This is a genomic window from Halobacillus sp. B29 (assembly GCF_052246755.1).
Lineage (GTDB): Bacteria > Bacillota > Bacilli > Bacillales > Halobacillaceae > Halobacillus > Halobacillus halophilus.
The window spans coordinates 34,666-61,217 of sequence record NZ_JBQQCM010000008.1; the positions used below are offsets into that span (position 1 = coordinate 34,666).

Annotated in this window: 26 protein-coding genes; 13 read left to right on the plus strand and 13 right to left on the minus strand. The window is 44.5% G+C overall.

Annotated features, from left to right (window positions below; all coding sequences use genetic code 11):
- Nucleotides 1-278: 278 nt before the first annotated feature.
- Genes ACTWP7_RS11480 through thrB form a run of 3 tightly spaced genes read left to right on the plus strand, consistent with a single transcriptional unit; the run spans nt 279 to nt 3,551 of the window.
- Nucleotides 279-1,574, plus strand: coding sequence for a homoserine dehydrogenase (locus ACTWP7_RS11480; protein ID WP_443123300.1), 1,296 nt, complete (start codon nt 279-281; stop codon nt 1,572-1,574).
- Between the two features lies 1 nt (nt 1,575).
- On the plus strand, nt 1,576-2,631 hold the full coding sequence (thrC, locus tag ACTWP7_RS11485; protein ID WP_443123301.1) for a threonine synthase: 1,056 nt from the start codon (nt 1,576-1,578) through the stop codon (nt 2,629-2,631).
- Entirely contained in the window at nt 2,628-3,551 is a 924-nt protein-coding gene (gene thrB / locus ACTWP7_RS11490; protein ID WP_443123302.1) for a homoserine kinase, read from the plus strand. Before thrC ends, thrB begins: the two co-directional genes overlap by 4 nt.
- Nucleotides 3,552-4,255: 704 nt before the next feature.
- Here thrB and ACTWP7_RS11495 read toward each other — a convergent pair.
- Nucleotides 4,256-4,738, minus strand: coding sequence for a VanZ family protein (locus ACTWP7_RS11495; RefSeq protein WP_443123303.1), 483 nt, complete (start codon nt 4,736-4,738; stop codon nt 4,256-4,258).
- A 153-nt stretch (nt 4,739-4,891) separates the two neighbouring features.
- Here ACTWP7_RS11495 and ACTWP7_RS11500 point away from each other — a divergent pair, with 153 nt between their 5' ends.
- Nucleotides 4,892-5,266: a hypothetical protein gene (locus ACTWP7_RS11500; RefSeq protein WP_014644729.1), complete on the plus strand. Its 375-nt coding sequence runs from the start codon at nt 4,892-4,894 to the stop codon at nt 5,264-5,266.
- 7 nt (nt 5,267-5,273) lie between these two features.
- Here the strand turns inward: ACTWP7_RS11500 and ACTWP7_RS11505 are convergent, their stop codons facing one another.
- Nucleotides 5,274-5,798, minus strand: coding sequence for a sigma-70 family RNA polymerase sigma factor (locus ACTWP7_RS11505; protein WP_443123304.1), 525 nt, complete (start codon nt 5,796-5,798; stop codon nt 5,274-5,276).
- Between the two features lie 232 nt (nt 5,799-6,030).
- Between ACTWP7_RS11505 and ACTWP7_RS11510 the strand changes: the two genes are divergently transcribed.
- Nucleotides 6,031-6,312, plus strand: a complete 282-nt coding sequence (locus tag ACTWP7_RS11510; RefSeq protein WP_443123305.1) for a hypothetical protein — start codon at nt 6,031-6,033, stop codon at nt 6,310-6,312.
- An 87-nt stretch (nt 6,313-6,399) separates the two neighbouring features.
- Entirely contained in the window at nt 6,400-6,570 is a 171-nt protein-coding gene (locus tag ACTWP7_RS11515; protein WP_443123306.1) for a hypothetical protein, read from the plus strand.
- A gap of 35 nt (nt 6,571-6,605) precedes the next feature.
- Here ACTWP7_RS11515 and ACTWP7_RS11520 read toward each other — a convergent pair whose 3' ends face one another.
- Complete coding sequence (locus ACTWP7_RS11520) at nt 6,606-7,502, minus strand: AEC family transporter (protein WP_443123307.1); 897 nt, start codon at nt 7,500-7,502, stop codon at nt 6,606-6,608.
- Between the two features lie 220 nt (nt 7,503-7,722).
- Here ACTWP7_RS11520 and ACTWP7_RS11525 point away from each other — a divergent pair, with 220 nt between their 5' ends.
- Nucleotides 7,723-8,280, plus strand: a complete 558-nt coding sequence (locus ACTWP7_RS11525) for a transposase (protein WP_443123308.1) — start codon at nt 7,723-7,725, stop codon at nt 8,278-8,280.
- Between the two features lie 29 nt (nt 8,281-8,309).
- On the opposite strand, the gene gnd is transcribed toward ACTWP7_RS11525, so the two are convergent.
- The gene (gene gnd, locus ACTWP7_RS11530) at nt 8,310-9,206 is read right to left on the minus strand and encodes a phosphogluconate dehydrogenase (NAD(+)-dependent, decarboxylating) (protein WP_014644736.1); all 897 of its coding nucleotides are present in this window, start codon (nt 9,204-9,206) and stop codon (nt 8,310-8,312) included.
- A 189-nt stretch (nt 9,207-9,395) separates the two neighbouring features.
- Between gnd and ACTWP7_RS11535 the strand changes: the two genes are divergently transcribed.
- Nucleotides 9,396-10,253: a MurR/RpiR family transcriptional regulator gene (locus tag ACTWP7_RS11535; protein WP_443123309.1), complete on the plus strand. Its 858-nt coding sequence runs from the start codon at nt 9,396-9,398 to the stop codon at nt 10,251-10,253.
- 235 nt (nt 10,254-10,488) lie between these two features.
- Here the strand turns inward: ACTWP7_RS11535 and ACTWP7_RS11540 are convergent, their stop codons facing one another.
- The 4 genes from ACTWP7_RS11540 to ACTWP7_RS11555 all read right to left on the minus strand — a co-directional run bounded on the left by ACTWP7_RS11540 (nt 10,489) and on the right by ACTWP7_RS11555 (nt 13,853).
- On the minus strand, nt 10,489-12,147 hold the full coding sequence (locus ACTWP7_RS11540) for a sodium:solute symporter family protein (RefSeq protein ID WP_443123310.1): 1,659 nt from the start codon (nt 12,145-12,147) through the stop codon (nt 10,489-10,491).
- Between the two features lie 15 nt (nt 12,148-12,162).
- The gene (locus ACTWP7_RS11545) at nt 12,163-12,465 is read right to left on the minus strand and encodes a DUF4212 domain-containing protein (protein ID WP_443123311.1); all 303 of its coding nucleotides are present in this window, start codon (nt 12,463-12,465) and stop codon (nt 12,163-12,165) included.
- A 31-nt stretch (nt 12,466-12,496) separates the two neighbouring features.
- The gene (locus ACTWP7_RS11550; protein WP_443123312.1) at nt 12,497-12,682 is read right to left on the minus strand and encodes a hypothetical protein; all 186 of its coding nucleotides are present in this window, start codon (nt 12,680-12,682) and stop codon (nt 12,497-12,499) included.
- Between the two features lie 316 nt (nt 12,683-12,998).
- On the minus strand, nt 12,999-13,853 hold the full coding sequence (locus ACTWP7_RS11555) for a peptidoglycan-binding protein (protein ID WP_443123313.1): 855 nt from the start codon (nt 13,851-13,853) through the stop codon (nt 12,999-13,001).
- 60 nt (nt 13,854-13,913) lie between these two features.
- Here ACTWP7_RS11555 and ACTWP7_RS11560 point away from each other — a divergent pair, with 60 nt between their 5' ends.
- The 4 genes from ACTWP7_RS11560 (at nt 13,914) to ACTWP7_RS11575 (ending at nt 19,364) form a co-directional block, all read left to right on the plus strand.
- A complete protein-coding gene (locus ACTWP7_RS11560) occupies nt 13,914-14,798 on the plus strand; it encodes a hypothetical protein (protein ID WP_443123314.1) in 885 nt (294 codons plus the stop codon).
- 325 nt (nt 14,799-15,123) lie between these two features.
- Nucleotides 15,124-16,938, plus strand: a complete 1,815-nt coding sequence (locus ACTWP7_RS11565; RefSeq protein ID WP_443123315.1) for a glycoside hydrolase family 2 protein — start codon at nt 15,124-15,126, stop codon at nt 16,936-16,938.
- A gap of 19 nt (nt 16,939-16,957) precedes the next feature.
- Entirely contained in the window at nt 16,958-18,352 is a 1,395-nt protein-coding gene (locus ACTWP7_RS11570) for an MFS transporter (RefSeq protein WP_443123316.1), read from the plus strand.
- A 94-nt stretch (nt 18,353-18,446) separates the two neighbouring features.
- Nucleotides 18,447-19,364, plus strand: a complete 918-nt coding sequence (locus ACTWP7_RS11575) for an ArsR/SmtB family transcription factor (RefSeq protein ID WP_443123317.1) — start codon at nt 18,447-18,449, stop codon at nt 19,362-19,364.
- A 679-nt stretch (nt 19,365-20,043) separates the two neighbouring features.
- Here the strand turns inward: ACTWP7_RS11575 and ACTWP7_RS11580 are convergent.
- From ACTWP7_RS11580 to ACTWP7_RS11590, 3 genes are all read right to left on the minus strand, one after another.
- Nucleotides 20,044-21,042 (minus strand): bile acid:sodium symporter family protein, encoded by a 999-nt coding sequence (locus tag ACTWP7_RS11580; RefSeq protein WP_443123318.1) that lies wholly within the window; start codon nt 21,040-21,042, stop codon nt 20,044-20,046.
- Complete coding sequence (locus tag ACTWP7_RS11585; RefSeq protein ID WP_443123319.1) at nt 21,042-22,436, minus strand: FAD-binding oxidoreductase; 1,395 nt, start codon at nt 22,434-22,436, stop codon at nt 21,042-21,044. The genes ACTWP7_RS11580 and ACTWP7_RS11585 overlap by 1 nt, the downstream gene beginning before the upstream one ends.
- A gap of 116 nt (nt 22,437-22,552) precedes the next feature.
- Complete coding sequence (locus ACTWP7_RS11590) at nt 22,553-22,933, minus strand: cbb3-type cytochrome c oxidase subunit I (RefSeq protein ID WP_443123439.1); 381 nt, start codon at nt 22,931-22,933, stop codon at nt 22,553-22,555.
- Between the two features lie 51 nt (nt 22,934-22,984).
- Here ACTWP7_RS11590 and ACTWP7_RS11595 point away from each other — a divergent pair, with 51 nt between their 5' ends.
- Nucleotides 22,985-23,752 carry a DsbA family oxidoreductase gene (locus tag ACTWP7_RS11595; RefSeq protein WP_443123320.1) on the plus strand — a complete coding sequence of 256 codons (768 nt, stop codon included), beginning with the start codon at nt 22,985-22,987 and terminating at the stop codon, nt 23,750-23,752.
- Nucleotides 23,753-23,838: 86 nt separating this feature from the next.
- On the opposite strand, the gene ACTWP7_RS11600 is transcribed toward ACTWP7_RS11595, so the two are convergent.
- Complete coding sequence (locus tag ACTWP7_RS11600) at nt 23,839-25,146, minus strand: (Fe-S)-binding protein (protein ID WP_443123321.1); 1,308 nt, start codon at nt 25,144-25,146, stop codon at nt 23,839-23,841.
- Entirely contained in the window at nt 25,139-26,542 is a 1,404-nt protein-coding gene (locus ACTWP7_RS11605) for an FAD-binding oxidoreductase (RefSeq protein ID WP_443123322.1), read from the minus strand. The genes ACTWP7_RS11600 and ACTWP7_RS11605 overlap by 8 nt, the downstream gene beginning before the upstream one ends.
- Between the last annotated feature and the right edge of the window lie 10 nt (nt 26,543-26,552).

The window sequence follows — 26,552 nt, forward strand, 5'->3', positions numbered from 1 at the left end:
AATACAATAGTTTCATTTTTGTCGTTTTATGTCGAAATATTAATCAAATTTAATAATTATAGAATTTTTCCTATTAATTATCCTCTTTTATTCACTTTTAACTAATAAAAATAGCAAAACACATCTATTGTAAAGTTTTAATAAATATGTAGATTTCCTATCTTTTATAAAAATTCGAATCGTCTGAGAATTCACTCTTGTACTTGACTTCCCTTTCCGTTACAATGTCCTTTATATAAAGAATAATGTATATTTCAAGTGGACAAGGAGTGTGAACGATGAAAAATACCATTACCGTAGGGTTATTAGGTTTAGGTACTGTAGGAAGTGGAGTAATTGAGATTCTTCATGACCATAAGGAACGTATTCAGCACAGAACGGGGTGCGAAGTTACGATTAAATCCGTATTGGTCAATAATGTCGAGAAACCTCGAGAGCTTCCTGACGGCTCCACGAACCTGACCGATCGATACGAAGATATTACCCGCGACCCAGAAATCGATGTAGTTGTAGAGGTGATGGGTGGAATCGATCACACGCTAACCATATTATTAGAAGCGATTCAGCACGGGAAACATGTGGTAACAGCCAACAAGGATTTAATTGCCCAGCACGGAGCCGAGCTTTTCTCCGCCTGTCAGGAAAGCGGCAGTGATCTCTATTATGAAGCCAGTGTAGCTGCAGGGGTACCGATTATCCGTTCCATTATGGACGGCTTATCCTCTGACCGCATCACAAAAATGATGGGAATTGTTAATGGGACAACCAACTATATTATGACGAAAATGTCTCAAGACGGAGCTGACTTTGACAGTATATTAAAGGAAGCGCAGGATCTTGGCTTTGCCGAAGCAGATCCAACAGCCGATGTCGATGGTCTCGATGCGGCTCGGAAGATGACCATTCTTTCCATATTAGGATTCTCCATGCCGTTTAATTTGGAAGACGTAGAGGTGAAAGGAATTCGCGGCTTATCTCTTTCCGATATTCAATATGCTGAAGAACTTGGCTATCGAATTAAATTAATTGGAATTGCCGAGAATGATGCAAATGGTGTATCTGTAAGCGTAGAACCAACCTTCCTGCCCGCAGCTCACCCACTTTCGTCCGTAAACGATGAATTTAATGCGGTATATGTGTACGGTGATGCCGTAGGAGAAACCATGTTCTATGGTCCAGGAGCCGGAAAGCTTCCAACCGCCACAGCCGTCGTATCCGATTTAATAGCTGTATTAAAAAATATCCGCTTAGGTACAACAGGTACGGCTTACGTGCAGCCTCAATTCCCTAAGCAAGTGATGCCGAAGGACCAGCAGATGACGAAGAAATACATCCGTCTGCACGTACTTGATCAAACAGGCATGTTAATGGAAATAACGAAAATTTTCGCTCAGTACAATATTTCGTTCGATCAAATCATCCAGCGTTCCTATGAAGAAGATGGAGAGCGTGAGCTTATGATGGTCACCCATCAAGTTAGTGAAGAAGACTTTTCCCAGGCTATGAAGGAAATTGAACAGCATCATTCCGTGAAAAGTGTTGAAAGTATTTTCCGAGTAGAAGGGGGCAGTTGAGATGTGGCAAGGATTGCTTCACCATTATCGTGAATTTCTTCCCGTAACCGATCAGACACCGAATCTGTCTTTACAGGAAGGCAATACTCCCCTTTTGTCCATACCTACAATTTCGAAGGAGTATGGAATTGAAGGATATGTAAAAATCGAAGGTGCCAATCCGACCGGTTCGTTTAAGGACCGCGGAATGGTCATGGCGATGGCTAAAGCAATTGAAGAAGGCTCGAAAGCTGTCATCTGCGCATCAACCGGCAATACGTCGGCCTCTGCGGCAGCCTTTGCCGCCCGTGCCGGCCTACGTTGCATTGTGGTCATCCCTGATGGCAAAATCGCCCAGGGTAAACTCGCCCAGGCCGTCATGTACGGTGCTGAAATCTTTTCCATTAAAGGAAATTTTGATCAGGCGTTGAAGATGGTAAGAGAAATCGCTGAAAAGGAACCGGTCACGCTCGTAAACTCTTTGAATCCTTATCGGATTGAGGGACAGAAAACCGGGGCATTTGAAGTGTGCGACGCCTTAGGCGAAGCCCCTGATATATTATCGATTCCAATTGGAAACGCAGGCAATATTACTGCCTATTGGCGCGGCTTCCAGGTTTATAATGAAAAATACGGCCATCAGCTTCCGAGGATGATGGGCTTTGAAGCAAGCGGTGCAGCAGCCATTGTCCGGAATCAGGTCATTGAAGACCCGGAGACGCTTGCCACTGCCATTCGAATTGGAAATCCTGCAAGCTGGGAAAAAGCAATTCAGGTTAAAGAAGAATCTGGCGGCTTAATTGACGAAGTAACGGATGATGAAATTGTAGAAGCGTATCAGCTTCTGGCTCAAAAAGAAGGAGTATTTGCTGAACCCGCTTCATGTGCGTCGATCGCAGGTATGCTTAAGAAAGTGAAGAGCGGCGAGATTCCACAGGGATCCAAAGTAGTTCATGTTCTCACTGGAAACGGGCTGAAGGATCCAGCAGCCGCGATTGATACAAGTCCGGTCAAACCCACGGTTATTGAAAATGATATCGACCAGTTTGCCGAGGCCATCTCAGGAGTACGCTCATGAGTACATTTCAAATCCGGGTACCCGCAACTTCCGCTAATCTAGGACCAGGATTTGATTCCATCGGCATTGCTCTCTCCAAATACGTGACGCTAAAGTGTCAGCCTGCCGATACGTGGTCGTTCGGAGTACCTGAGGAGGACCAGCCTCATATCCCTTCCGGAAAAGATAATTTAATTTATATGACCGCCATCTATACAGCAACGGCTTACGGATATGACGAACTGCCGCCGTACCATGTTGATTTGATCAATGATGTACCGATTGCCCGTGGTCTTGGCAGTTCCTCTACCGCTGTTGTAGGAGGAATAGAACTCGCTAACCAGCTGCTGAACCTTAACCTTAGCCGTTATGATAAATTACAGCTGGCCTGTGCTATTGAAGGCCACCCGGATAATGTCGCTCCAGCCATTTACGGGGGGATTATGGTTTCAAGCTATGACGGGGACCATTTAGATTTTGTCCAGTTCACCAAAGGACTCGAGGACCTGATCTGGCTTGCAATCGTTCCGGATTTCCATCTGGAAACGGAAAAAGCACGCAGCCTGCTTCCTCAGGAAATCAGTTACAAGCAGGGCGTTCACGCCAGTGGTACAGCTAATGTACTCGTTGCAGCCCTGGCTGAACAAAACTGGGAACTGGCTGGGAAAATGATGATGAAAGATCAGTGGCACCAGCCGTACCGGAAAGAGTTAATTCCTGATTTTGATGCGATAGCCGTCAAAGTGAAGGAACTGAATGCAGCCGGAATGTATATTAGCGGCGCCGGCCCAACCATGATTGCTTTATTTGAACAATTAAGTGAAGAAAAACTTGTTCTGCTGCAGAAAGAACTTCCAGCCTATCAGGTCGAAGCTTTACAAGTAGATAGTCAAGGCTTGGAAGTGACTTCTCCAAGTCTTCCAAGCCGACAAGCTAAGTAAAAGATCCCGGTGATTTAACCATCACCGGGATCTTTTGTGTTTGTTAAATTAGGTTAAGGAATGTTTTGGATTTTAATAAGAGATCTTATTAAACAAACGGGTCGGATTGTGGAAGACTCGATTTTGAGATATTGGGTTGTGCTGAAGGTCCTGCGGGGGACGATTCGCTTTCCATGGGCATGTGGTAAGCTTCCTCAGGCTTCGCCTTCCGGGATCTTACCGATCATGTTCATCCCATAGGAGTCTTCATCGTCCCCCTCCGGACCTTGACAAATCAAAAGCTCGAAATCAATTCAAACATCACCTGCGTTATGAGGAATTAGACCATGTGGTTTTGTACCTGTTTTCAAGATGTAACGATGCGCAATAACCTGTTATAACACCATTTAATACAGATTAAGGATGAGAACTTTCCTCTTCTGGAAGGGTCCGTTTGCAAAATTATAGTTGGGTTGGTGGGGAAATGATGAGACTCCCGTGGGAGAAGGAACTAGGTGAGATCCCGCAGGGAGTGAAACGAGCAAGGAATCTCCTGGTAAAAAGGAGGATCGACTAAAGTCGCCACGTCCTGTGGCAACGTCGAACGACCCTGCGTCGTGCAGGGCCGGAAAGCGAAATCGTTCCCCGCAGGACCATTCTCATATACCAATATCTCGAAATTGAGTGTTCAATACACGGGAGCTTATCTTTACTATCTCAGAGATTTATCGGAATTTTTTATAGAAAATAGTTAGTAGGACTACACCTGTCAGTGCCCCGGCTGTATCGATCATCACATCTCCTATGTATGGAGTCCGGTTCGGAGTTAGGGACTGGTGAAATTCATCAAACGCAGCATAGCCGACGGTTATAACAAGCGCGTACAGAAGTTCCTTCCCAAACGGGAGACGCCATCTTTGGTGGATGGCGTTCCATAAAGTTACCATAAGCAAAAAGAACATGCCGAAATGAGCGGACTTCCGGATAAAAAATTCAATAACACCATCAATCCCTTGAGCTTCCACACTTACCTCTTGCCCGTGGTAAGTTATGTGAATAAGCTCTGCCAAAGGCCTCAGCCATTCAATTGGAATCCATTGATTCATCGCTGGTTTAATATTTTGTTCTTCATAAGGCTGAGAAGAAAAAATAAATAATATGATCATAATTATAATTGGAAATAGTTGATAAATGGCATTTTTAAGCATATTATTACACTTCCTGTTATCATTTGTACCTTTCTATACTAATAGTTTACTATACCATCTACTATTAAAAACATTAATTAATATTTCACACTATTAAATATCGATAATTTTGTATACAATATATTTGTAGATTAGAAAAAAGGGGATTTTTACATGGCGAAGAGAAGCAAACAATATGATTACGACCTGAGTGAAGTAAAGCGATTAATCGGTGAAACGGATAAAAACTATCGCGAAATCTCTGCTGAGACTGGCTGCCCTTATGCTAGTGTGGTCTATCACGGCCGCAAAATACGCGGACGAGTAAACCGCATGCATAATCAGCAGGACAGTGAAGAGAAGGAGAACATCGTCCTTCCTATTACGGAGGAAACCGAAGAGACACCCACAATGATGTCTGGCGGGACAGCATTGAGTATCTCCAGAAACGACGTACACATTCAGGATGCTGAGCAGGAAGCTGCTAAAATGATTAAAGCAGCGAAGGCATTAGGATTAAGTAAAATCAATATTACCATAGAAAAATAATCTCTCGTTAGGTCCTGGAGTATTTCTCCAGGGCTTTTCTATTGAATATTGAACTGTTTTCCAGTCTCTTCCTGGCATGCCTTCCCCAGTTCTTAACCGCGTCTCTGGTCACTCCCTCCCTGGCAGCAATTTGATCAACAGAAAAATCATGGATAATCGAGTAATAGATCCATTTCCACTGATTATCGGTAAGCATCCCTCTAATACTTTTCCATAGATACGGATCCAGCACGACATCCTCCACTTGATAGAGCTGCATATGGATTATATGATCCTGAAACCGTTCTTCAGCTTCTACCGTCCGATTATCTTTTCTTATTTTGTCGATCAGTGCATTATGAATCTTCCAATTGATATATGAACTAAGTGTACCCGCATCCTCGTCATATGTATCGTGGGCCTGCCACAAGGCATAAAGCCCCTCCGCGAAAAAGTCACCGTTCCGGTCGATAATATTCAGTTTTCTAATATGGTAATAGATTAATCGTTTATATTCCTCCACTACATCTGCAAAATCATGATTCTTTATCATGGATGGCACCCGCTTTCGATTTTTAATTTCACACTTATAATCGAGAGATAATTAGATTTTGGTGTCATTTTTTTGCAAAGTTTTTTAATTTTTAACAAAAATCGAGGTCGAAAATTGATTTTTCTCTCTGAATCTTTATGAATTTGAAGTTTCTTTCTAATACATTCCTATGTTTATGTTTGACCGAATTAGGCAATTGAATAGTTAAATGATACTTACGGAGGCGTTATTTTTGAATTCGCCACGATCTTTATATCCTCTTGTTCACATCAGGCTGGATGGGACCCCTACTACCTTCATGCATGCTTTTTTTGAAGAGCTTGCCTATGAGTGGATTGTCGAAATTGTGAACCCTTACCCCTTGCCGCTGATGGAAAATAAAGAATACGTTATGTATTTATCTTTTGAAATGGACGATGGAACGACGTATTCGTCACTTGCGATTCAATCTTATACGATGGAACAAGGGAATGAGTTTACGGTCTATCGCTTTTTTATGTACCCTCATCTCTAAAACCACCTCGATTATTCTGGCTCTTTTCTACAAACGTTTATCTAATGTTATACTGAAGGAGACGTTTTTGAAGAAAGGAAGAGACCTGTGTCTTATCTATTGTTTGCCCTGTTCTTTGTCGGCTATTTGCTCGTTGGGACTTTCACCGACCTGGTGGAACTTTCCTCTTTTGCGACGGTGATATCAGTAGCCTTGGTTTTTACAAATTTATATTTGTACGCTAAATCCAGAAAGAACGCGAATAAAGAAGAAACATAAACAAAAAGTCCCGCCAGCAACTGGCAGGACTTTTTTTACGTTAATATTGTGAGAGTAATCGGAATGGTAACTACACTTAGCAGTGTTGTGATTAACGTAATGCTTGAAACGAGCTCGGGTTTTGAGTCAAACTGTACAGCATACATCGTCGTCGTGGCTGCTGAGGGCATAGCTGCTGAAACGATAAGTACGCTTGCCATCATGTCGTTCATAGGCAATAGGATTGTTAACGCCCAGGCGATCAGCGGAGAACCTGCTAACCTCAGCACAGCCGCATACGAAATTTTACTCCAGTCTAAATTTTTAACGGTTATGTTCGCAAGCTGCATACCAAGAAGAATCATAATGGAAGGGATCGTCGCGTCCCCCACCAGCTGGATGCTGGACATGAGATTATCCGAGACCGGGATCGATGCATACTTAAATAGCAGCGCAATCCAGACAGCATGCGTCGGAGGCATTTTCAGGACGGTTTTAAGAGCCATCCCAATGCCAGCCCCGCCTTTTGCCGCATAATAGACCCCGAAGAAATTCATGACGATCTGCTGGAGAACCATAAACGACACGGAATACACGAAGCCGGCATCACCAAAAGCGAACAGGACAATAGGAGCTCCGTAATTCCCCGCATTCATAAACGCGGTGGAAAGTATCAATCCACTTTCCGTAGGCGTATCAAATCTAAATACCTTGGCAGCGATTTTGTTCAGAGCCAAAATGGAGAACAATAATAAAACAGAAAAGATGACCATCATTAAATAACTCTGATTAAATTCTGCTTCATAAAAGGTTTTGAATACCAGGCAGGGAAGCATGATATATAGGGTGACAGTAGATATCGATTTAATTTCTAAATGTAATATTTTTTGCAAGGCGTATCCTGCGAAAAATACGAGAATGACAGGAAGAACAACCTGGAAGAATATCGTCATTTTTCAACCTCCTGCTACGACAAACTAGATTACAATTTAATTAGTTTACCAGAAAAATCACAGATTCCATAACCTTACGATTAACCAAAACCTGTCACCTCAGGTCACCCATAATCTGGATGACCTGAGGTGACAGGTTTTTACATTTGATGGAAGAAGGATTATTTCGGATGTACAGCGAATAAAAAGTATTGGAAATATATTTGAAAGGAAGATCAGTATGCCAAACCCTAAACGAATCTGGTATCCTCGTGCTTGTTTTCACATTACAGCGCGCGGTAACAGAAAAACGGATATCTTTTATGAACCGAGTGATCGCTATCGTTACTTGCAGTTCTTAACAGAAGCTAAACAGAGTTACCCTTTTAAAATCCACGCTTACTGTCTCATGACCAATCACATCCACCTGCTGGTTGAAACCATTAACCATCCCCCTGGTACTTTCATGAAAGACGTCCACTCCAAATATGCCATGTATTTTAATAAGAAATATGACTATGTGGGTCATCTTTTTCAAGGTCCTTATAAAGCAGATCTTCAAGGCGATGTAAACGCCCTTCTTCAAGTAAGCCGGTACATTCATTTAAATCCATGCCGGGCTTTAATCACTTCAAAACCGGAAACGTACAAATGGAGCAGCTACCCTCACTACCTATCTCTCCTGCCGTACCCTTCTTCTATCGTTACCACTTCCACCATCCTCTCCTACTTCAAAAATCCTGAAGAATACGCCTTCTTTGTGAATTTGGAAAATAAAACCACCTCAGGTCATCCATAATCTGGATGACCTGAGGTGGAAGAAATAGGTTATTTTTTCACGACGGCGTGGCCGCCGAATTCGTTTCTGAGTGCTGCAACGACTTTGCCTGAGAAGGTATCATCTTCCTGCGAACGATAGCGCGTCATCAGGGACATAGCGATAACCGGCGCTGCCATTTCATACTCAATGGCGGTTTCCAGTGTCCATTTTCCTTCACCGGAAGAGTTCATCACTCCGCGGATATCTTCAAGCTTCGCATCCTTCGAGAAGGCACTCTCCATGAGTTCGATTAACCAGGAGCGGATGACAGACCCATTGTTCCACACCTTGGATACCGCTTCGTAATCATAATCAAATGGACTTTTTTCCAAGATCTCATAGCCTTCTGCAATGGATTGCATCATTCCATATTCAATACCGTTGTGGACCATTTTCAGGAAGTGGCCACTAGCGGCACGTCCAGCATAGTGGTAACCGTTCTCAACAGATGTATCTGCAAAAATAGGCTCAATTTCTTTAAACTGCTCTTCGTCTCCACCGATCATAAAGCAGCCGCCGTGACGGGCTCCTTCTGTTCCGCCGCTTGTTCCTACATCAAAGAAGAACATGTCCTTCTCTTTAAACTGTTCCGCGCGTCGCAAGCTGTCTTTATAATTCGAGTTTCCTCCATCAATGACACGATCACCTGCTTCAAGTAAACCAGAAAGCTCGTCCAGGACAGACTGCGTAATTTCTCCTGCTGGAACCATGACCCAGACCGTGCGAGGTGCTTCCAGATTTTCAACAAGCTCTTTCAAACTGTTGGCAGGAACTGCTCCCGCATTGGCAATCTCTTTTATTTGATCGGCGTTCACATCGTTCGCTACTACTTCATGTCCATGATCCATCAGGTTCAACCCCAGGTTGTAACCCATTTTTCCAAGACCTATTAATCCAATCTTCATTGTTTTACCCCTTTCTCTATCACGCACAATTTTCTTTTTGAAAATTTTTTTCTATAATTAAGATTATACAATAATATTTTTTTAACACAATGGGGTTTCTGAAAAATATTTTACACTTCATAACTTTATTTTGAAATTTTTTTCATTTACAATGGTAATAATAGAAGATGCAGGACAGGAGGAAGACTCATGGCAGAAGCCCCAACCAAACACGTAATCAATCGAATTCGTTCATCCTATAGTCAATTTAGTGAAAAAGAAAAGTTAATAGCCGATTACATTTTAGAAAACAGGGATCAAATTGTCCATTCTACGATTAATCAAGTAGCAGATGATCTTATGGTCGCAGATGCAACCGTTTTCAGATTTTGTAAAAGACTCGGGTTCAAAGGCTACCAGGCGATGAAAATTGCTCTCGCCTCAGAAACCGTAAACCCTATTCAGGATATACATGAAACCATTACAGAAAACGATACGGATCTTGAGATCACAGAAAAAGTATTTCAAGCTAACATCCGAGCTCTGGAAGCCTCGCGCGACATTCAGAATTATGAAAGCTTAGCAAAAGCTATGGATGATCTGCTTTCAGCTGAACGTGTCTTCTTTTATGGCAGCGGCGGCTCCGGCATTCTTGCAATGGATGCTCATCATAAGTTTTTACGCACAGGTATGGAAACCCACGCTTATACAGACTCTCACCTGCAGTTAATGTCGGCTTCACAGCTGAGAGAAGGTGATTTAGCGGTCGTGATTTCACATACAGGGTCCAATAAAGATATCCTGGATATTGTGGATGTCGCCAAATCAAACGGCGCACGCGTGATGGCCATTACCAACTTTGCTAAATCCCCCTTAACCAAATCGGTCGACTTAAGCCTCTATACGGTTGCACAAGAAACAGAATTCCGTTCCGAAGCGCTGGCTTCCAGAATCGCCGGTTTGACGCTGATCGACTCTCTGTTTGTCAATTACAGCATCAAAAAGAAGGAACAAGCGAAAGCATCCACCCAGAAAATGAGAAACGCTATCTCCAGAAAGCGGATGTAAACCATCTGCTACACCCCCACCCTTTCCTAATATATGGAGGACTTGAGGTGGAATAATATGGATGAATGTAGATGGATGAAAGTACATTGAATATGATGAATCCTTAGTTTTATATCGCATTCTGCACAGATCCTTAATCACAACGCCCTCACCCCTACATGGAAAATAAATCCACCTCAGGTCATCCAGAATCTGGATGACCTGAGGTGGTAACTTTCTTCCTTCTCCCGTTATGCTATTTGGCGTCTTTGATCCAGGCTTCTCCGTCTTTATATTGGATTTGCTCTGGGTAATGCATATCCTGAACTTCCTCCTGCAATTTCTGCGATGGTGGAGGCGTCAGGAGCGAGACTACGATGTTTGTGATCAGAGCAGCCGAGGCACCAAACACTCCAGCTCCAGTATCAATAATTCCGAGAATCGTGAAACCACCATATTTGGCAGCGAAAATGTAACCCAGCGTGACCGACAGCCCTACGAGCATGCCCGCTACCACACCTGGTCCATTGGCCCTCTTCCACCATACCCCGAGTATAAGTGCCGGGAAAAATGAACCGGAGGCAAGTGCAAAGGCCCATGCTACAATTTGGGTAATCGCTCCTGGCGGATTCAGTGCCACTAGACCTGCCACTATTGTAGCGGCGACAATAGAGATCCGACCGACAGCAAGCCGCTTCTGCTCGGTCGCTTTTGGATTAATAGAACGATAATAAATATCGTGGGACAAAGCGGCTGAAATGGCGATCATCAGACCACCCGCGGTGGATAGAGCAGCTGCCATAGCACCTGCCGCCATAAGACCAATAACGAAGATTCCCAGGTCTGCAATTTCCGGTGTCGCCATGACGACAATGTCGTTACTAATGACAAGCTCGGACCACTGCAGAACTCCATCACTGTTGCCATCCGCAAGCGAAAGCCGTCCAGTGTCCACCCAGGCTTCCGTCCAGCCGGGCAGATTATTGAGAGAAGATCCGGCCACTTCGGTCATTAATATAAACCGGGAAAAGGCAGCGTAAGCAGGAGCAGACAAGTAAAGCAATCCTATAAATAATAGCGCCCAAGCTCCGCTCCAGCGAGCCGCTTTCATGGTAGCCACCGTGTAAAACCTCACAATGACGTGAGGCAGACCAGCTGTACCGGCCATCAGCGTAAACATGAGAGCCATAAACTGCCACTTCGTCGCTTCTGTAAAAGGAACCACATACTCAGAAATACCGAGCTCCTGATCCAGCACCCTCATTTCCGAAATAACATCCCCGTACGAAAGCCACGGAATTGGGTTCTGCGTGAGTTGCATCGACATAAAAATAACCGGGATTAAGTAAGCGATAATCAACACTATGTACTGTGCGACCTGCGTCCATGTGATCCCTTTCATTCCACCTAAAGCTGAATAAAAAGCAATGAGAACCACACCAATCAGTGTTCCGATTACCGTGTTGACTTCAAGCAGCCGCCCAATGACTACACCTGACCCGGAAAGCTGACCCACCGAATAGGTGAAGCTGATAATAATTGTTGCGACAGCGGCAATCAGCCGGGCCGCATTACTTTTATAACGATCCCCAATGAATTCTGGCACCGTATAGCGTCCAAATTTTCTCAACTGAGGTGCCAATAGGAAGGTTAACAGCAGATACCCGCCTGTCCACCCCATTATGTATGCCAGACCATCATAACCGAGCACCATTACCGTACCCGCCATTCCAATGAATGAAGCTGCACTCATCCAATCGGCGCCAATCGCCATTCCGTTAAACACGGGTGGGACACCGCGTCCTGCTACGTAAAAGTCCGAGGTGGCCCGTGCCATATTAAATACGGCAATTCCTATATATAGTCCAAACGTTGCTAAAATTAATATTAGAGATACTACAAATTGTTCGTTCATCCTTCTCCCCCTTCCCTATTGATTCGCTGCCTGGTCTTCGTCCTGGCTGCTCACATGCTTAGGATTGATGCCGTATTTCCGATCGACAGCGTCACTTACAATGGCATTCACAAATAACAGAGCAATGAATGTGACTACTGCTCCCTGAGCTCCCATGTAGTAAGGGAGTGGAATCCCCATTACGCTAAAGGACGAAAGCTGCTGGGTAAAGAGAACGACTCCATAGGAAACGGTCACTCCAATCAATAAATAAATAATAACCAATATCGTTCGTAAACGTACGTAAGACTTTGCTTTATCCGGATCCATTTTTCTCAAGTGATTTCACCTCCTTTCACGTTTCTTTGTCTCAGCCTCTTAAATTAAAAATAAACTGCACCGTTTCCCAAAACGGGAGAGGCACCATCATAATCTTCACAACTGCGATGACAAAAATGGAAGCAATCGGTAAGGCAAATAAGATAGGCCGCTTCTTTTTTAAAGCCATCACCACAGATAGAATCGTAATTAGAGCTAATATAATTGGGATCAACACATCGGTTCCTCCTTTACTATGTATGCGGTTTCATAATTGACCTAAAAAAAGACCCCCCATCCTTAATTTGAAAAGTTTGAATAAACTGAATATTATAAGTGATATTATTCTAAATATATCCATTAATGTCAACCGGTTAGAAGGAAATCGCCTATGAAGATACTAACCGTTCAGTAGTGGGAACAGGGAACTCGTCAGGCCCTACATAGGAAAAGATTAAATTTTTGTAAACCTCCCAATAAAACAATGAACGAAAAAAAGAGGATAAAAATTCCACCTCAGGTCATCCAAATTCTGGATGACCTGAGGTGGATGGTTATGGAAATAGTTTTCGCCAGGTTGCGGGGCCTGTTATGCCGTCCATTTGAAGTTTGTGCTTCGTTTGAAATTTGCGGACGGAAGATTCAGTCTGTCTTCCGTAACTTCCATCCACGTCTATACCGAGCACTCTTTGAATTTGTCTGACATACTTCCCTGATCTCCCTCTTTTCAATGGAAAACCCGGATAGCCACTTGTCTCTAAAGCACGCGACGTCTCACTCCCCACTACGCCATCAACACGAAACAGCCAGTCTCTCTGAAACTCCCTTACCGCGGATTCTGTTCGTGGCCCAAAATGTCCATCAGCACCTGTACTCCCCAATTGATATCCCCGTGCCATTAGTACACGTTGTACCTCTTTCACGGAAGGACTGCTCATCCCTCTTCTCAATACGCTCCCTGTAATTGGAGCAGTCCCCGGCACGAGTTCCAAATGCGGATAGTCAGGGAAGGACTTCCAATCTCCGCCCCAGGAAAATCCTAGGCTTTTAGCAATGGACGCTGCCTGCCTCCACTTTTCATCTACCTTCCACAATGCTTTTGTACCATCCTCTGAAACAATGAAGTAATCAATCGCCCAGCCTTTATTATGATTGCTCTGCCCGGGCTGAGCTTTCGTTACAATGTTCCCCGTACTTCCGTATTTCTTCCCCTGCCAGACATAATTAGGACGCCCCTGCCCGTAAAGCCTGGCCTGCTCCTCCATCGACCGATACCCTGAAGATATTTGAACCGGAATGCTTTTTTTATAAGCTAGTTCAATGAACTCCAGAGCACGCTTTCTCACTTCCGCCTGTACGTTTCCCATGTTGCGAATACTGCGTTCTTTAAGCTTCTGAACCTCTATCATATAATCCCCCCTCCCTTTACTAATCGTCTGGATCGTTGATTACGTGTCATGTTTTTGGAAATGAACGATACACATATAGAAAAGGCACGTCCTCATCTTAAGAAAGGATGCGATACTATGTTATGCCCCTCCTGTCATTGTGAACAAGCAGCCGGGAACTTCTGCTCGGTCTGTGGAAGCTCTTTTCGAGAGTCGGAAACGTATGATGATGCGATTTATGAGGTTATTCCTGTTGCTGAATCATACGCCCCCGCAGAAAGCGCCCTATTAACCCGCGTTTCCAGAAACGCGAATGAACCGAAACGGCTCAGTGGCTACACGGACTATTTTCAACGGATAATTAAAAACCCCTCGCAGGCTTTAGCATCCGATCATAATCACTTTTACTATGGAATGCTATCGGTTGGAATTTACATGGCAACCTTTGCGTTAAGTTTCTATTTTCTCGCTAACAAAATTTACACCGCAATGCTTGGCGGGCTCTCAACCCTATTTTCTGAACAAGGCAGCCAACAGGCTCTTCCTTTTATTAATTTTACCTCATCCATTTTCTTTTTCGTTCTCTTATTCGTCGGCTCAGCCGTAGTCTGTATGTACACGGCGAATCTGTTGATGGGTAAAGGCATGTCCTTTAAGAGGCTCATAGCCCAGTATGGAAGTGTAGTACTTCCTTTCTCTTGTCTTAACTTGCTCGCTATCGTATTCGGGCTGGCAGGCTATACCACACTTACCTTATTCACGGCTGGATTATCTTTATTCTTTACCATCTCGATCCTTCCTGCCCTTTTTATCTATCATCATGGGCTGCACCGAACAGCATCCACCCGCTCATTCTACTGGAGCATCGGAACATCTGCTGTATCCATGATTGTGTCTTATTTAATTGTCCGTACCTTTGTATTAGAATTTCTAACCCAAATCGTCAATGTTGGAAACAGCCTATAATCTCCATACCTGATCCTCTATTGTTATTTCTTTCTAAAATAGAGTTAGACCTTTAGATCTCATTAGAAGAGCTGATAAAAATTCAGCTCTTCTTTTTTGTGATTAGTTAAGATTTCTTTATGTTTTACTTTATGACCTGGTCAAGGTCAGCCCCCTCTCTACTTCTCCATCTGCATCTACAGTCAACGAGACCCCTTCATAAAGCCATCCAAAAATTATCTAATCATTTTTATTACTAAAATACTTGTAATAAAACAACTATATATGTAATAATAAAAACAACTTATGAAAGCCCTTACTTAAATACAGAACGGGAGAGGTTGTAATGGTGGTGAGTTCTATTTCTCGCCTTGAGAAGAAGTCGAGCAACAGTGTCGAGTACCCTCGACCTCAATTTAAAAGAAATCATTGGTACGACTTGAGCGGAACCTGGCAATTCGCATGGGATGATGAAAACAAAGGCGAACAGGAAGGCTGGGCTCAATCGGAGGAAAGCCTCCCCCAGCAGATTCACGTTCCTTACGCGTATCAAAGTAAAAATTCTGGTATCGATTCACAGGAACCGCACGATGTAGTCTGGTATAAACTCCATTTTCACTGGGGAAAAAGAGATGGCTTTGAGCTTCTCCTGCATTTTGAAGCTGTAGATTACTATACAAAAGTATGGGTGAACGGCCAGTTTGTCGGAGATCATGCAGGTGGTCATACGCCCTTCAGCTTTTCAATTGGCTCTGTTGTACAGGATGGAAACAATGTGATCACCGTCCGGGCGGAAGACCATAATGGAGTGGAACAGCCCCTTGGGAAGCAGTCCTGGAAATCAGATAACTTCCTATGCTGGTACACACGGACAACGGGTATTTGGCAGCCGGTATGGCTCGAAGAAGTATCGTCCCTGCATATAAAAGGTGTGAAGATGACACCTGATTTGGCCCATTCCAATCTGCAAGTGGAAGCTGAACTTCCGATTCATCAGTCGAAGGCTTATTTGGAAGCACACGTTTATTTCAAAGATGAATGGATCCATTCATCAGGAGCCTGGATTAAACCCAATCAAACAAAAGTGGATTTCCAAATAGATGCCGAGTCCGACCAGGCTGATTTTCGAGTTTACTATTGGACGCCGGACCAGCCACAATTGTATGATATTTACTTTTCTTTAAAAGTCGACGACGAGATCGTGGATCAGGCGGAAAGCTATTTCGGCATGCGGAGCATGGAAGTGAAAGATGACAAAATCCTGCTGAACCAGGAATTCTTTTATCAAAAGTTAATTCTCGATCAAGGCTATTATGAAGATTCATTAATGACGGCCAGCTACGAGCAGATGCATTCGGATTTAACGAAAGTAAAAGCAATGGGATTCAACGGGGTCAGGCGTCATCAGACAATTGCCGACCGCAGATATATGACGCTTTGCGATCAGCTGGGGCTTGTCATGTGGGCTGAAATGCCAAGTATATTTAAGTTTTCCGATTCATCCATGCAGGCCATGCAGAACGAAACACGGGAAATGGTAACGAAACACTATAACCACCCCTCTGTCATTGTCTATACACTTATGAACGAATCGTGGGGCGTGAACGAAATTTATCACCGCAGCGATCAGCAGAATTTTGTAAACGCTCTCTATTATCAGACTAAAGCTCAGGATCCAACCCGTCTGATCGTTGGCAATGACGGTTGGGAACATACCGCTACGGATATCCTAACGATTCACGACTATAACTCTTCTGCGGAAGATATAGCGGCAACTTATAAAGATAAAGCTTCCTATGTAGATGAAAGCCCTTCTAAGACCAGTAAAAAGCAGAACTTTGCCAGCGGTTATCGATACACGGGACAGCCTATTATTATGAGCGAGTTTGGAGGCATTGCCTTTAGTCCTCAGGAAGACGCCAATACGTGGGGATACGGCGCACGACCTCAAACGGAAAAGGAAGCGTTAGCAAGATTTGAGAAACTGATGAAAGCGGTTATGGAAACCGATTCATTTCAGGGGTTCTGCTATACACAGTTGACAGACGTGGAGCAGGAAGTTAATGGGTTACTGAACCACGAGCATAACGATAAATTTGATCAGCGGGAAATCCGCTCCATTTTATCTTCCGTTCAGTCCGATGGGTTTATTTTTGAATAACATGAAGGAGGAGAGAAGTGTGGAAACAGCTAAACAGCATTCGCAGACAGAGGGAACGTATAAGGAAGATATCCGGAAAAAAGAGATTGCTTCCTATTTCGGTTACGGATTTGCCCAGTGTATCAGCTTTGGTCTATTAGGTTCGTATGTACTCTTTTTTTACACCGATATTTTAGGAATATCAGCGGCAGCCGCCAGTCTGATCTTCCTGATTGCACGAACGTGGGATGCGATCAATGATCCTTTAATGGCTTCCATTATGGACACCCTTCATTCTAAGCACGGGAAGTTCCGCCCTTATCTGAAATACATGCCGTTTTTAATCGTTCTATCTACTATTGCCTGTTTTATTCCGCTGGATGGCTTAAGCATGACCACCAAAGTCATTTATGCCGGTGCTACTTACATCATCTGGGGCATGGTTTATACCGCTTCTGACGTTCCGTTCTGGTCCCTGTCCTCCGTTATGAGTCAGGACGCCCAACAACGAACAAAATTGATCACGTTTGCCAATATGGGAGTGTTTACAGGGATTGCTTTGTCTCCTACGATTTTCATTCCGCTGACCGAATGGCTGGGCGGGGGTGACATGGGACAAGGCTACCTGCTTGCCACCATTGTATTGATGGCGATTGCTCTGCCGATTATGTTAAATGGCTTCCGAAACACGAAAGAACGAGTAAAACCGCCTAAGGCTAAGGTGAAGTTTTCAGACGGAGTTCGGGCTATTAGAGCCAATAAACCGATGTTTGCGGTGCTGGTCGTCTTCTTCTGTAATGTGTTTATGAATATTACCCAGGCTTTGAACATTTACTTTTTTACGTACAATCTTGGAAACGCTTCCTTAATGACGATTTTCGGAATTATCAGCTTTGCCAGCTGTATCGGATTCTTTATTATTCCAAAGCTTGCCCATAAATATAAGAAAAAGCATATGCTTATGGTGATCGTTGCGGCGGATGTTTTGATTCGAATCGTCTGGTTCAGCCTTGGTTATTCCAGTGTGGTAGTATCCTTTATCTTTATCGGAATTACGATGCTGCTTTATACCACCACTGGTCCTTTAATCTCAGGGATGCTTGCAGAAACGATTGAATATACCGAGCTCAAGACTGGAAAACGAAACGAAGCGGTCATTTTCTCCGGGCAAACCTTTACCGGCAAATTGTCTGTAGCCGTTTCCGGAGGAGCTACCGGATTAATTCTGACAGCCATCAACTATCAGTCCAATCAGGCGCAGAGTGAATTTACGCTCGACATGCTGTTTTTCGTCATTGCTTTATTGCCTGCTCTAGGCTCAATCGTCCGTTTTATCATCATGTACTTCTACTCTTATACGGAAACAGAGTATAAAGAAACGGTGGAAAAAATTAATCTTAGAAAACAGGAAGCTGAGGCTTCCCCTCAAAGCTAAATGGGAAGGAGAAGGAATACGATTCGTATCCTTCTCCTTTATTAAATTTGTTATACTATGGAAAAGATTCTATTTAGACACGGAGGCCGAAGCATTGAAAAAACTGTCCCTTAGCTTTGAAAATATGCTGCCGATCAGCAAAGTTTTATCGAATCCTACTAGAATTAATATCTTAAATCTATTAAGTGAAAAGCCGCATAACGTAAATGAATTAGCAGAAAAGCTGGAACTCCCTTTTTCTACGACCGCCTCTCATATTAATAAACTGGAAGAAGTCGAATTAATTGTGACGGAACTGGTTCCGGGAAGAGGAACCCAAAAAGTAAGTGCCATCAACTATGACCGGATTATTATGGACCTATTTAATAAAGAAGAGCAATCGAATGAACAGGAACTTACGCTGGAGATGAATATTGGAGATTACCTGGATTGTTACGCTGTTCCTAACTGCGGTCTGGTAGGTACAGATGAGTATATTGGACACCAGGATGATCCGCGCTCTTTTTACGAAACGGACCGGAAGCTTGCACAGCTGCTTTATTTCAGAGATGGGTACGTGGAATACCGTTTCCCTAACCGCACTCCTTACGATTGGAGCATAAAAGAAATTATTTTCAGTGCAGAAGTATGCTCTGAAGCACCGAACTATAAACTGGATTGGCCTTCGGATATCACCGCCTGGGTCAATCATAAGGAAGCCGGGACATGGACATCGCCGGGAGATTTTGGAGGCGAGCGCGGCATTCATACACCTGAATGGTGGCGGACCAGCTTAACCCAATACGGACTGCTGAAACAATGGAGAGTTAAAGAGGACGGCTGTTACATTGATAATGAAAAAGTCTCTGACCTTTCCATTGACGATCTCAAGCTCCATGATTATCCATATGTAGCTTTTAAGCTTGGCATCAAGGAGGAAGCCGTAAACAAAGGCGGCATGAATTTATTCGGTCCTAACTTCGGAAACTACGATCAGGGGATTATGATGACTATTAAATATGAGAAATCTTAATTTCCTTAGAAAGAGCTTCCCTACTAGTAGGGAAGCTCTTTTGTTATAGTTTATTATTGTTTTTTCGCAAAAAGCTTATTACGCAATAGGGCCGGTTAATTGAAGACTCAGTTTCGAGATATTGGTTTGCCGTGAAGGTCCTCCGGGGGACGATTTCGCTTTCCGTGGGCATGTGGTAAGCTTCCTCAGGCTTCGCCTTCCGGGATCTTACCGATCATGTTCTTCCCACAGGAGTCTTCACCGTCCCCCTCCGGACCTTGCTGAAATGAGAGGCTCGAAACATTGGCAAAAATCACTTGGATAGGAAATATAGAAATCATGCCATGAGTCCCCGTTTTCTCTAGGTAATGTTAGAAAAAGCCTGATACTACTGAATTTAGAAAGGATCAACTCCAACGCTTACTCTACTAATGAAGGGTCCGTTCCTCATAATAGAGTGGGGTTGGTGGGGAAATGATGAGACTCCCGTGGGAGAAGGATCTAGATGAGACCCCGCAGGGAGTGAAACGACGGAGGAGGCTCACCAGTTCCCCCACAGGAAAGCGAATTATTTCCCCACCAACCCTTCTCCCCATTTTAGTAACGGACCCATTTATCTCGAAACTGAGTCTTCCAGAATAGGGAGCTTTTCCTTAATATCAACATGGAAGTTTGCCAAAGGCTTAGATAAAAAAGATATTCAATTTCCTGTCCTTTGAACTCTACTCTCCACCTCTTCTTTCTCCGACTCCGACTCCAACTCTTCCTCTTCCTTCACCGGTTTCTTGGACCAGAAAGTAGCCAGAATTGGTCCTGATATATTATGCCATACCGCCGCGACCACATTCGGCAAGGCAGCGAGAGGGCCGAAGTGTGCCGTTGCAAGTGCTACCCCCAGACCTGAGTTCTGCATACCTACCTCAATGGAAATCGCACGCCGTTTACTTTCATCCAGCTTCATCATCATCGCAGCTCCATAACCAAGCAAAAGACCTAACAGATTGTGTAGAGCTACAGCTGTAAAGATTTGCAGGCCGGAGCTCGTAATGCTCTCCACATTCGCAGCCACAACAGCGCAGACGATAATAATAATTGCCAGGACTGAAATGAGCGGGATCGCCGTGGCACTTTTATCCACCGTTTGCGGAAATAGCTTTCTGATCAGGACCCCAAGCGTGATCGGTACAATAATGACCTGGACAATCGATAGAAACATCGAAACGGGATCCACCGGAAGCCACTGTCCCGCAAGCATTAGTAAAATAACCGGCGTCAGAATCGGAGCGAGCAAAGTAGAAAAGGAGGTCATCGCTACAGACAGCGCCAGATTACCCTTAGCAAGATAAACCATCACATTGGAAGCTGTGCCCCCTGGTACGGATCCAAGCAGGACCAGACCAGCCGCAAGTTCTGCTGGCAAATTAAGCAGATAAGCGATACCAAAAGCGATCAGAGGCATAAGTAAATATTGAGCCGCTACTCCGGCCACCACAGGAAGCGGTTTTTTGACTACCAGTTTAAAGTCTACGGGCTTCAAGGTAAGCCCCATCCCAAACATGACGACTCCGAGCAGAATGGTAATATAGGCTCCTAGACCGAGAAATGCATCTGGTAGAAAGAAAGCTATGAGAGCTGCTGCTATGACCCACAGAGCGAAATATTTTCCAGCAATTCGACTGATGGATTCGATCACCTTCATTAACCGCTGCTCCTCTCTGTTTGAACAAGTTTACCAGGATTCATGATTCCTTTAGGGTCAATGGCTGCCTTCACTGCCTCCATCACAGGCAGGGCTTTTCCATGTTCCCGCTTCTGATACTTCATTTTTCCTTTGCCGACTCCATGCTCTCCGGTGCAGGTTCCTCCACGAGCAAGTGCATATTCTACAATTTCTTCATTGAATTTCTCAGCCTTTTTAAGCTCCTCTTCACTTTCCATATCGATCATAAGGAGCGCGTGGTAGTTCCCGTCCCCAACATGGCCCAGAATCCCCGACTCAAGGTTCAGCTCAGCAATTTTTTCTCGCCCATGTCGAATCGCCCCCGCAAGTTCCGAGATCGGCACGCAGACGTCTGTTACCATCATCTTTTTACCGGGACTGCCATGAATGTAGGCATAGGCTAAATTGTGACGAGCTTCCCACAGCTTCATGCGGGCCGCATTATCTTTTTCAAAATGAATCACTTCACACTCATGAGTCTTCACGATTTCTTCCATAAAAGCGACGTCCTCCTGAAGTCCTGCTTCATTGCCGTGAAATTCTAGAAACAGTGTTGCTTTTTCTATGTAATCCGTCCCATTAAACTGATTTACTCTTCGAATCGAGGCTTCATCCAGCAGCTCTACACGGGCTACCGGAACGCCTGCCTGCAGCATCGAAATCACAGCCTCTACCGCGTGATCTATGGTTGGGAACGAGGCTCTCGCCGCCATAACATGTTCCGGAATACCATAAACCTTTAATGTTAACTCTGTTATACAGCCGAGCGTCCCTTCAGAACCTACATAGAGACTGGTCAGGTCATATCCAGAAGACGATTTCCTTGCGAGGCTGCCCGTGTGGATAATTTCCCCACTCGGTAAAACAATTTCTAGATCCTGTACCTGGTCTTTCATGACGCCATATTTCACAGAAGTTGTCCCACTCGCATTTGTAGCGGCCATTCCCCCGAGCGTAGCATCAGCTCCAGGATCTACTGAGAAAAATAGACCGTGCTTTTTCAAGGCTTTGTTTAACTGGGACCTGGTTACTCCAGGCTGCACTTTTACTAAGAAGTCTTTATCCCGTATTTCTGTAACCTTGTTCATGGAGGAAAAATCAATCGTGATCCCTTTATCGTAAGCGATTACATGTCCTTCCAGGCTGGATCCCAATCCAAATGGAATAACCGGGGTACCAGACGCATCAGCTACTTTAATTATTTTACTGATCTCCTCCGCGCTTTCCGGAAAAACCACCAGATCAGGCAGACTTCCTTCATGATAGGACTCATCCTTACTATGGTTGGTGAGAATCGTCTCGTTGGTACTCACTTGATTCTCTTTCAAAAATTGAAGCAGCTCCTCTTGTAAAATGGCTCTGTCTGTATTCATGGCATTCGACTCCTTTCTTCATTTACAGGGTTAAACTGTTGGATTATGTTATCACAATTATCTGAAAACTACAACGGATTAAAGTAGTCTACTCATAAAGAAAAGAGGACACAGTTTTAAACTGCGTCCTCTTCCTTAAGATTAATCCATACATTCAGTGCGAAAATCAAAATCCCCGTCGTTGTAAGCGTCGATCCACCTGCAATAACGGCGGTCAGCGACTCCAGCTGAAAAGCAATCATTAGAAACAGTCCAGCCATCATGAGCGGCAAGCCGATATTATGAAGCCAGAAGTGAACTTTTCCTAACGTTGAAGCAGCAAGCTGAGGAAATAAATGATATAAAATACCAGCGAGCGTTAAAGCCGTCCACCCTAATAAGTTGATATGAACATGAACAGGTGTTAAATCATAATTGTGCACGATGGACATGTAGTAACCGATCAAGGTACCAATCACAAAATAAATCGTTGAGATTTTTATCAATGTTTTTCCGATTGGACTCACCTCCCACCTTCACTCTATGTACGTCCACATTCAATCAGAATAATGGATTTCCCGCTTAGAGAGCCGTACAATAAAGATGTATTCTATGGAAGAGGTGAAACAGATATGAAAATTGAAATCTGGTCAGACTTTGTCTGTCCGTTCTGTTATATTGGAAAACGCCGGTTGGAACAGGCTTTAGAGAATTTCCCAAATGAAGAAAAAGCAGAAGTTGTTTATAAAAGCTTTGAGCTTGATCCTAATGCGGAGCGCAGCTCTAAACAGTCCATGCATGAAAAACTGGCAGCTAAGTATGGCCGGTCCCTGGAGGAAGCGAAAGAAATGACAAGGAATATGGAGGAGCAGGCATCCATGGTTGGCCTTGATTTCCGTTTCGACACCATGGTTCCAACGAACACGATGGATGCACACCGAATTGCAAAGTTAGCTGAAACAAAAGGATTGGATCAAGAAACATCAGAGATCCTCTTCCGTGCCGTGTTCACCGATTCTAAAGATATTGGTGATCATGAAACCTTGATCGAACTGGCTCAGGAAGCAGGACTCGACCAGAGTGAAGTACGCCAGGTACTCGAAAGCACCGATTATATGGAACTCGTTCGCACGGAAGAAACCGAAGCTCACCAGGTCGGAGTGCAAGGCGTGCCTTTCTTTGTGATCAACCGCAAATATGCTGTATCCGGCGCCCAGCCGAAAGAAATATTTACCCAGGCACTGGAGAAAGCTTATTCAGAAGAGAAGCAGGCTCCTGCATTTGAAACATTCTCTGGACAAAACGGAGCATCCTGCACAGATGACAGCTGCGAATAATATAAGGAAATAAACACCACCTCAGGTCATCCAGAATCTGGATGACCTGAGGTGGTAGTTTTTTGCATTTCCGCATTGCCATTATATTATTTCCAAGCAGGCTCAGGATCGGCTTCCATTAGTAAATCGACTAAATGAATCGAATCGATTTGGTCGCTCCTGCCTTCACGTTCGACACCGAGCTTCATCTGAAGCAGACAGCCTGGATTGGACGTTACAATTCCATCCGGATTGATCTCGCACACATCTTTCATCTTAACATCGAGAATATCCATGGAATCTTCATAGTTCACAATGTTATAGATGCCTGCTGAGCCGCAGCAGAAATTCGGACGCTCGAGTTCTTTCAGCTCAATTCCTGGGATGTTACGAATCAGCTGAATAGGAGCTTCCGTGACGCCCTGAACATTCGTCATGTGACAGGAGGGCTGATACGTAATCGTCCGGTTCAGAGGCTGCTTGAATACCAGCTCGTCCAATCCGGTCAGCACTTCAGAAATATCTTTTACTTTAGCCACAAACGCCAACGCGCGCTCATGCCACGGTGTTCCTTTTTCAAAGAGATGGTGGTATTCGATCAGTCTGGCTCCACAGCCTCCCGCATTATTGACGATATAATCAAACTTCTCCTCTTCAAACGCTTCAATATTCTGCTTCGCAAGTTCGATCGATGTATCAATTTTCCCTGAGTGAGCGTGCAGCGCACCACAGCACGTCTGCGCTTCTGGCAGCACCACTTCTGCCCCGCTTCGCAGTAACAGTTCAATTGTTTTCTGATTCGATTCGTAAAATACACTATCCATTATGCAGCCCGGAAAGAAAGCAACTTTTGCGGTGGCCGGACGTTTGCGAATATACCGCTTGGCGCGCTGTTCTTTCCTACGCTTAGGCGAAGGCAAATCTGGAAGAACTTTTTCAAATCGATCCAAATGCAGCGGAGCGACTTTCGTTAACTGAAAAGTCTGCGCCACTTTTTGCAGCCCGGATTTTTGATACAGCCACGTTGCGTGACCGAGGGTGTTCATCCACTTTGAGGACGGGAAAAAGGAATCGTATAAGAAGTCTTCGGTCACTCGCTGGGAGGTAGATTTTACCTCATATTCGTCAATGACCCCCATCGCTCCCTCCAGAATTTCACCATACTGAACATTAGTCGGACAAACAGTCGTGCAGGCCATACAGCCGAGGCATTTCTCAATCGGCTCCTGCAGATCCTCTACGCTTGCTTTCCCTTCCGCCACCATTTTCACAAGATTGATACGGCCCCGCGGAGAATGGGTTTCCCTTTCCATCGTTTCATAGGTTGGACATGCCGGTAAGCAGTAACCGCACTGCACACAGTCGAACGTTTTGTCGTAATTCAGCTTCTGGCTTAACGTCTGCAGATCACTCATTGCGAAGCACCAGCTTCTGCCCTTTTTCTGCGAAAATTTTGCCCGGGTTCATAATTCCATTGGGATCCCATGCTTCTTTAATGCGCTTCATCATATTGATTCCGATTTCGCCTACTTCCATTTCCATAAACGGGGCTTTCATCGTGCCAATCCCGTGTTCACCGGAAAGGGTGCCGCCAAGCTCAACAGCCGCTTCAAACAACTCTTCCACCGCAAGCTCCGCCCTTTTCATTTCCTCCTGATCCCTTTTATCACACAAGATGTTAGGATGCAGGTTTCCGTCTCCTGCATGACCGAAAACGACGACTTCTACGTCGTATTTTTCTTTAATCACCTGCAGGCGGTCGATTAAATCTGGAATTTTACTACGTGGCACGGTGGCGTCCTCTGACACTTTCGTCGGTTTAATTTTAGCAATCGCTGGTGAAACTTGTTTTCTGGCATGCCAGATTTTTTCAGCTTCTTCGCTAGTTTCGGGTACGACTGTTTCCCGAGCTCCGATATTCTCCATGATTTCTTCTATTAATTGGCGTTCAATTTTCAATGTTTCCGGGTGTCCATCAAGTTCAATAATGACAATGGCTGCCGCGTCCACAGGCAGTCCCGCTGGCTGGAAGTTTTCCACGGCTTCAATACAGGCCTGATCCATGAACTCCATTTTGGAAGGAAGAATACCCGACGTTAAGGTTCTGGAAATGGCCTCAGCTGCTTTTCTCACTTCGTCAAAAGAGACCATTAACGTTTGGACAGCGGGAGGTTTAGGCAGTAACTTCAGGGTCGCTTCTGTAATCACTCCAAGCGTCCCCTCTGAACCGACAATCAGCTTCGTCAGATCGTAACCGGTTACATTTTTAATCGTATTGCCACCCGTTCGAATCAGCTCTCCTTCCGGTGTAATTACTTTTAAACCAATGACATGATCCTTCGTTACCCCATACTTCAACCCGCGCGGACCGCCTGAATTTTCCGCGAGATTCCCTCCGATGGTAGCCACATGGGCACTGCTTGGATCAGGCGCATACATAAGCCCGTGCTTTTCAGCTTCTTTATTAATATTTCCGGTTAGTACACTCGGGGATACCGTTACTGTTAAATCATCAGGACTCATCACAATTCGCTCGGGCCACTGGGACATATCCAGCACCATGCCCCCATGTACAGGAAGCGGACCTCCGCTTAGGCAAGTCCCCTGCCCCCTGGGATAAACCGGTATGCGATATTCATTGGCTATCTTAAGTACTTCCATAACTTCCTCATTGCTTTTTGCCTGGACGACAGCTTCTGGAAGATGCTCTCCAAAAGAAGCATCAAAACTATAACTATAGCGGTCTGACAGGTCGGTCAAAACATGTTTAGACGGGACAACTTGCTTGAGCAGCTGAATCCATTCTTCCACAAAACCTTCC

What these genes read in the sequence shown, in the direction of transcription:
- ACTWP7_RS11480 (WP_443123300.1), top strand. Translation starts at nt 279, where the DNA reads ATGAAAAATACCATTACCGTAGGGTTATTAGGTTTAGGTACTGTAGGA.
- thrC (WP_443123301.1), top strand. Translation starts at nt 1,576, where the DNA reads ATGTGGCAAGGATTGCTTCACCATTATCGTGAATTTCTTCCCGTAACC.
- thrB (WP_443123302.1), top strand. Translation starts at nt 2,628, where the DNA reads ATGAGTACATTTCAAATCCGGGTACCCGCAACTTCCGCTAATCTAGGA.
- ACTWP7_RS11495 (WP_443123303.1), bottom strand. Translation starts at nt 4,738, where the DNA reads ATGCTTAAAAATGCCATTTATCAACTATTTCCAATTATAATTATGATC.
- ACTWP7_RS11500 (WP_014644729.1), top strand. Translation starts at nt 4,892, where the DNA reads ATGGCGAAGAGAAGCAAACAATATGATTACGACCTGAGTGAAGTAAAG.
- ACTWP7_RS11505 (WP_443123304.1), bottom strand. Translation starts at nt 5,798, where the DNA reads ATGATAAAGAATCATGATTTTGCAGATGTAGTGGAGGAATATAAACGA.
- ACTWP7_RS11520 (WP_443123307.1), bottom strand. Translation starts at nt 7,502, where the DNA reads ATGACGATATTCTTCCAGGTTGTTCTTCCTGTCATTCTCGTATTTTTC.
- ACTWP7_RS11525 (WP_443123308.1), top strand. Translation starts at nt 7,723, where the DNA reads ATGCCAAACCCTAAACGAATCTGGTATCCTCGTGCTTGTTTTCACATT.
- gnd (WP_014644736.1), bottom strand. Translation starts at nt 9,206, where the DNA reads ATGAAGATTGGATTAATAGGTCTTGGAAAAATGGGTTACAACCTGGGG.
- ACTWP7_RS11535 (WP_443123309.1), top strand. Translation starts at nt 9,396, where the DNA reads ATGGCAGAAGCCCCAACCAAACACGTAATCAATCGAATTCGTTCATCC.
- ACTWP7_RS11540 (WP_443123310.1), bottom strand. Translation starts at nt 12,147, where the DNA reads ATGAACGAACAATTTGTAGTATCTCTAATATTAATTTTAGCAACGTTT.
- ACTWP7_RS11555 (WP_443123313.1), bottom strand. Translation starts at nt 13,853, where the DNA reads ATGATAGAGGTTCAGAAGCTTAAAGAACGCAGTATTCGCAACATGGGA.
- ACTWP7_RS11560 (WP_443123314.1), top strand. Translation starts at nt 13,914, where the DNA reads ATGAACGATACACATATAGAAAAGGCACGTCCTCATCTTAAGAAAGGA.
- ACTWP7_RS11565 (WP_443123315.1), top strand. Translation starts at nt 15,124, where the DNA reads ATGGTGGTGAGTTCTATTTCTCGCCTTGAGAAGAAGTCGAGCAACAGT.
- ACTWP7_RS11580 (WP_443123318.1), bottom strand. Translation starts at nt 21,042, where the DNA reads ATGAAGGTGATCGAATCCATCAGTCGAATTGCTGGAAAATATTTCGCT.
- ACTWP7_RS11585 (WP_443123319.1), bottom strand. Translation starts at nt 22,436, where the DNA reads ATGAATACAGACAGAGCCATTTTACAAGAGGAGCTGCTTCAATTTTTG.
- ACTWP7_RS11595 (WP_443123320.1), top strand. Translation starts at nt 22,985, where the DNA reads ATGGATTTCCCGCTTAGAGAGCCGTACAATAAAGATGTATTCTATGGA.
- ACTWP7_RS11600 (WP_443123321.1), bottom strand. Translation starts at nt 25,146, where the DNA reads ATGAGTGATCTGCAGACGTTAAGCCAGAAGCTGAATTACGACAAAACG.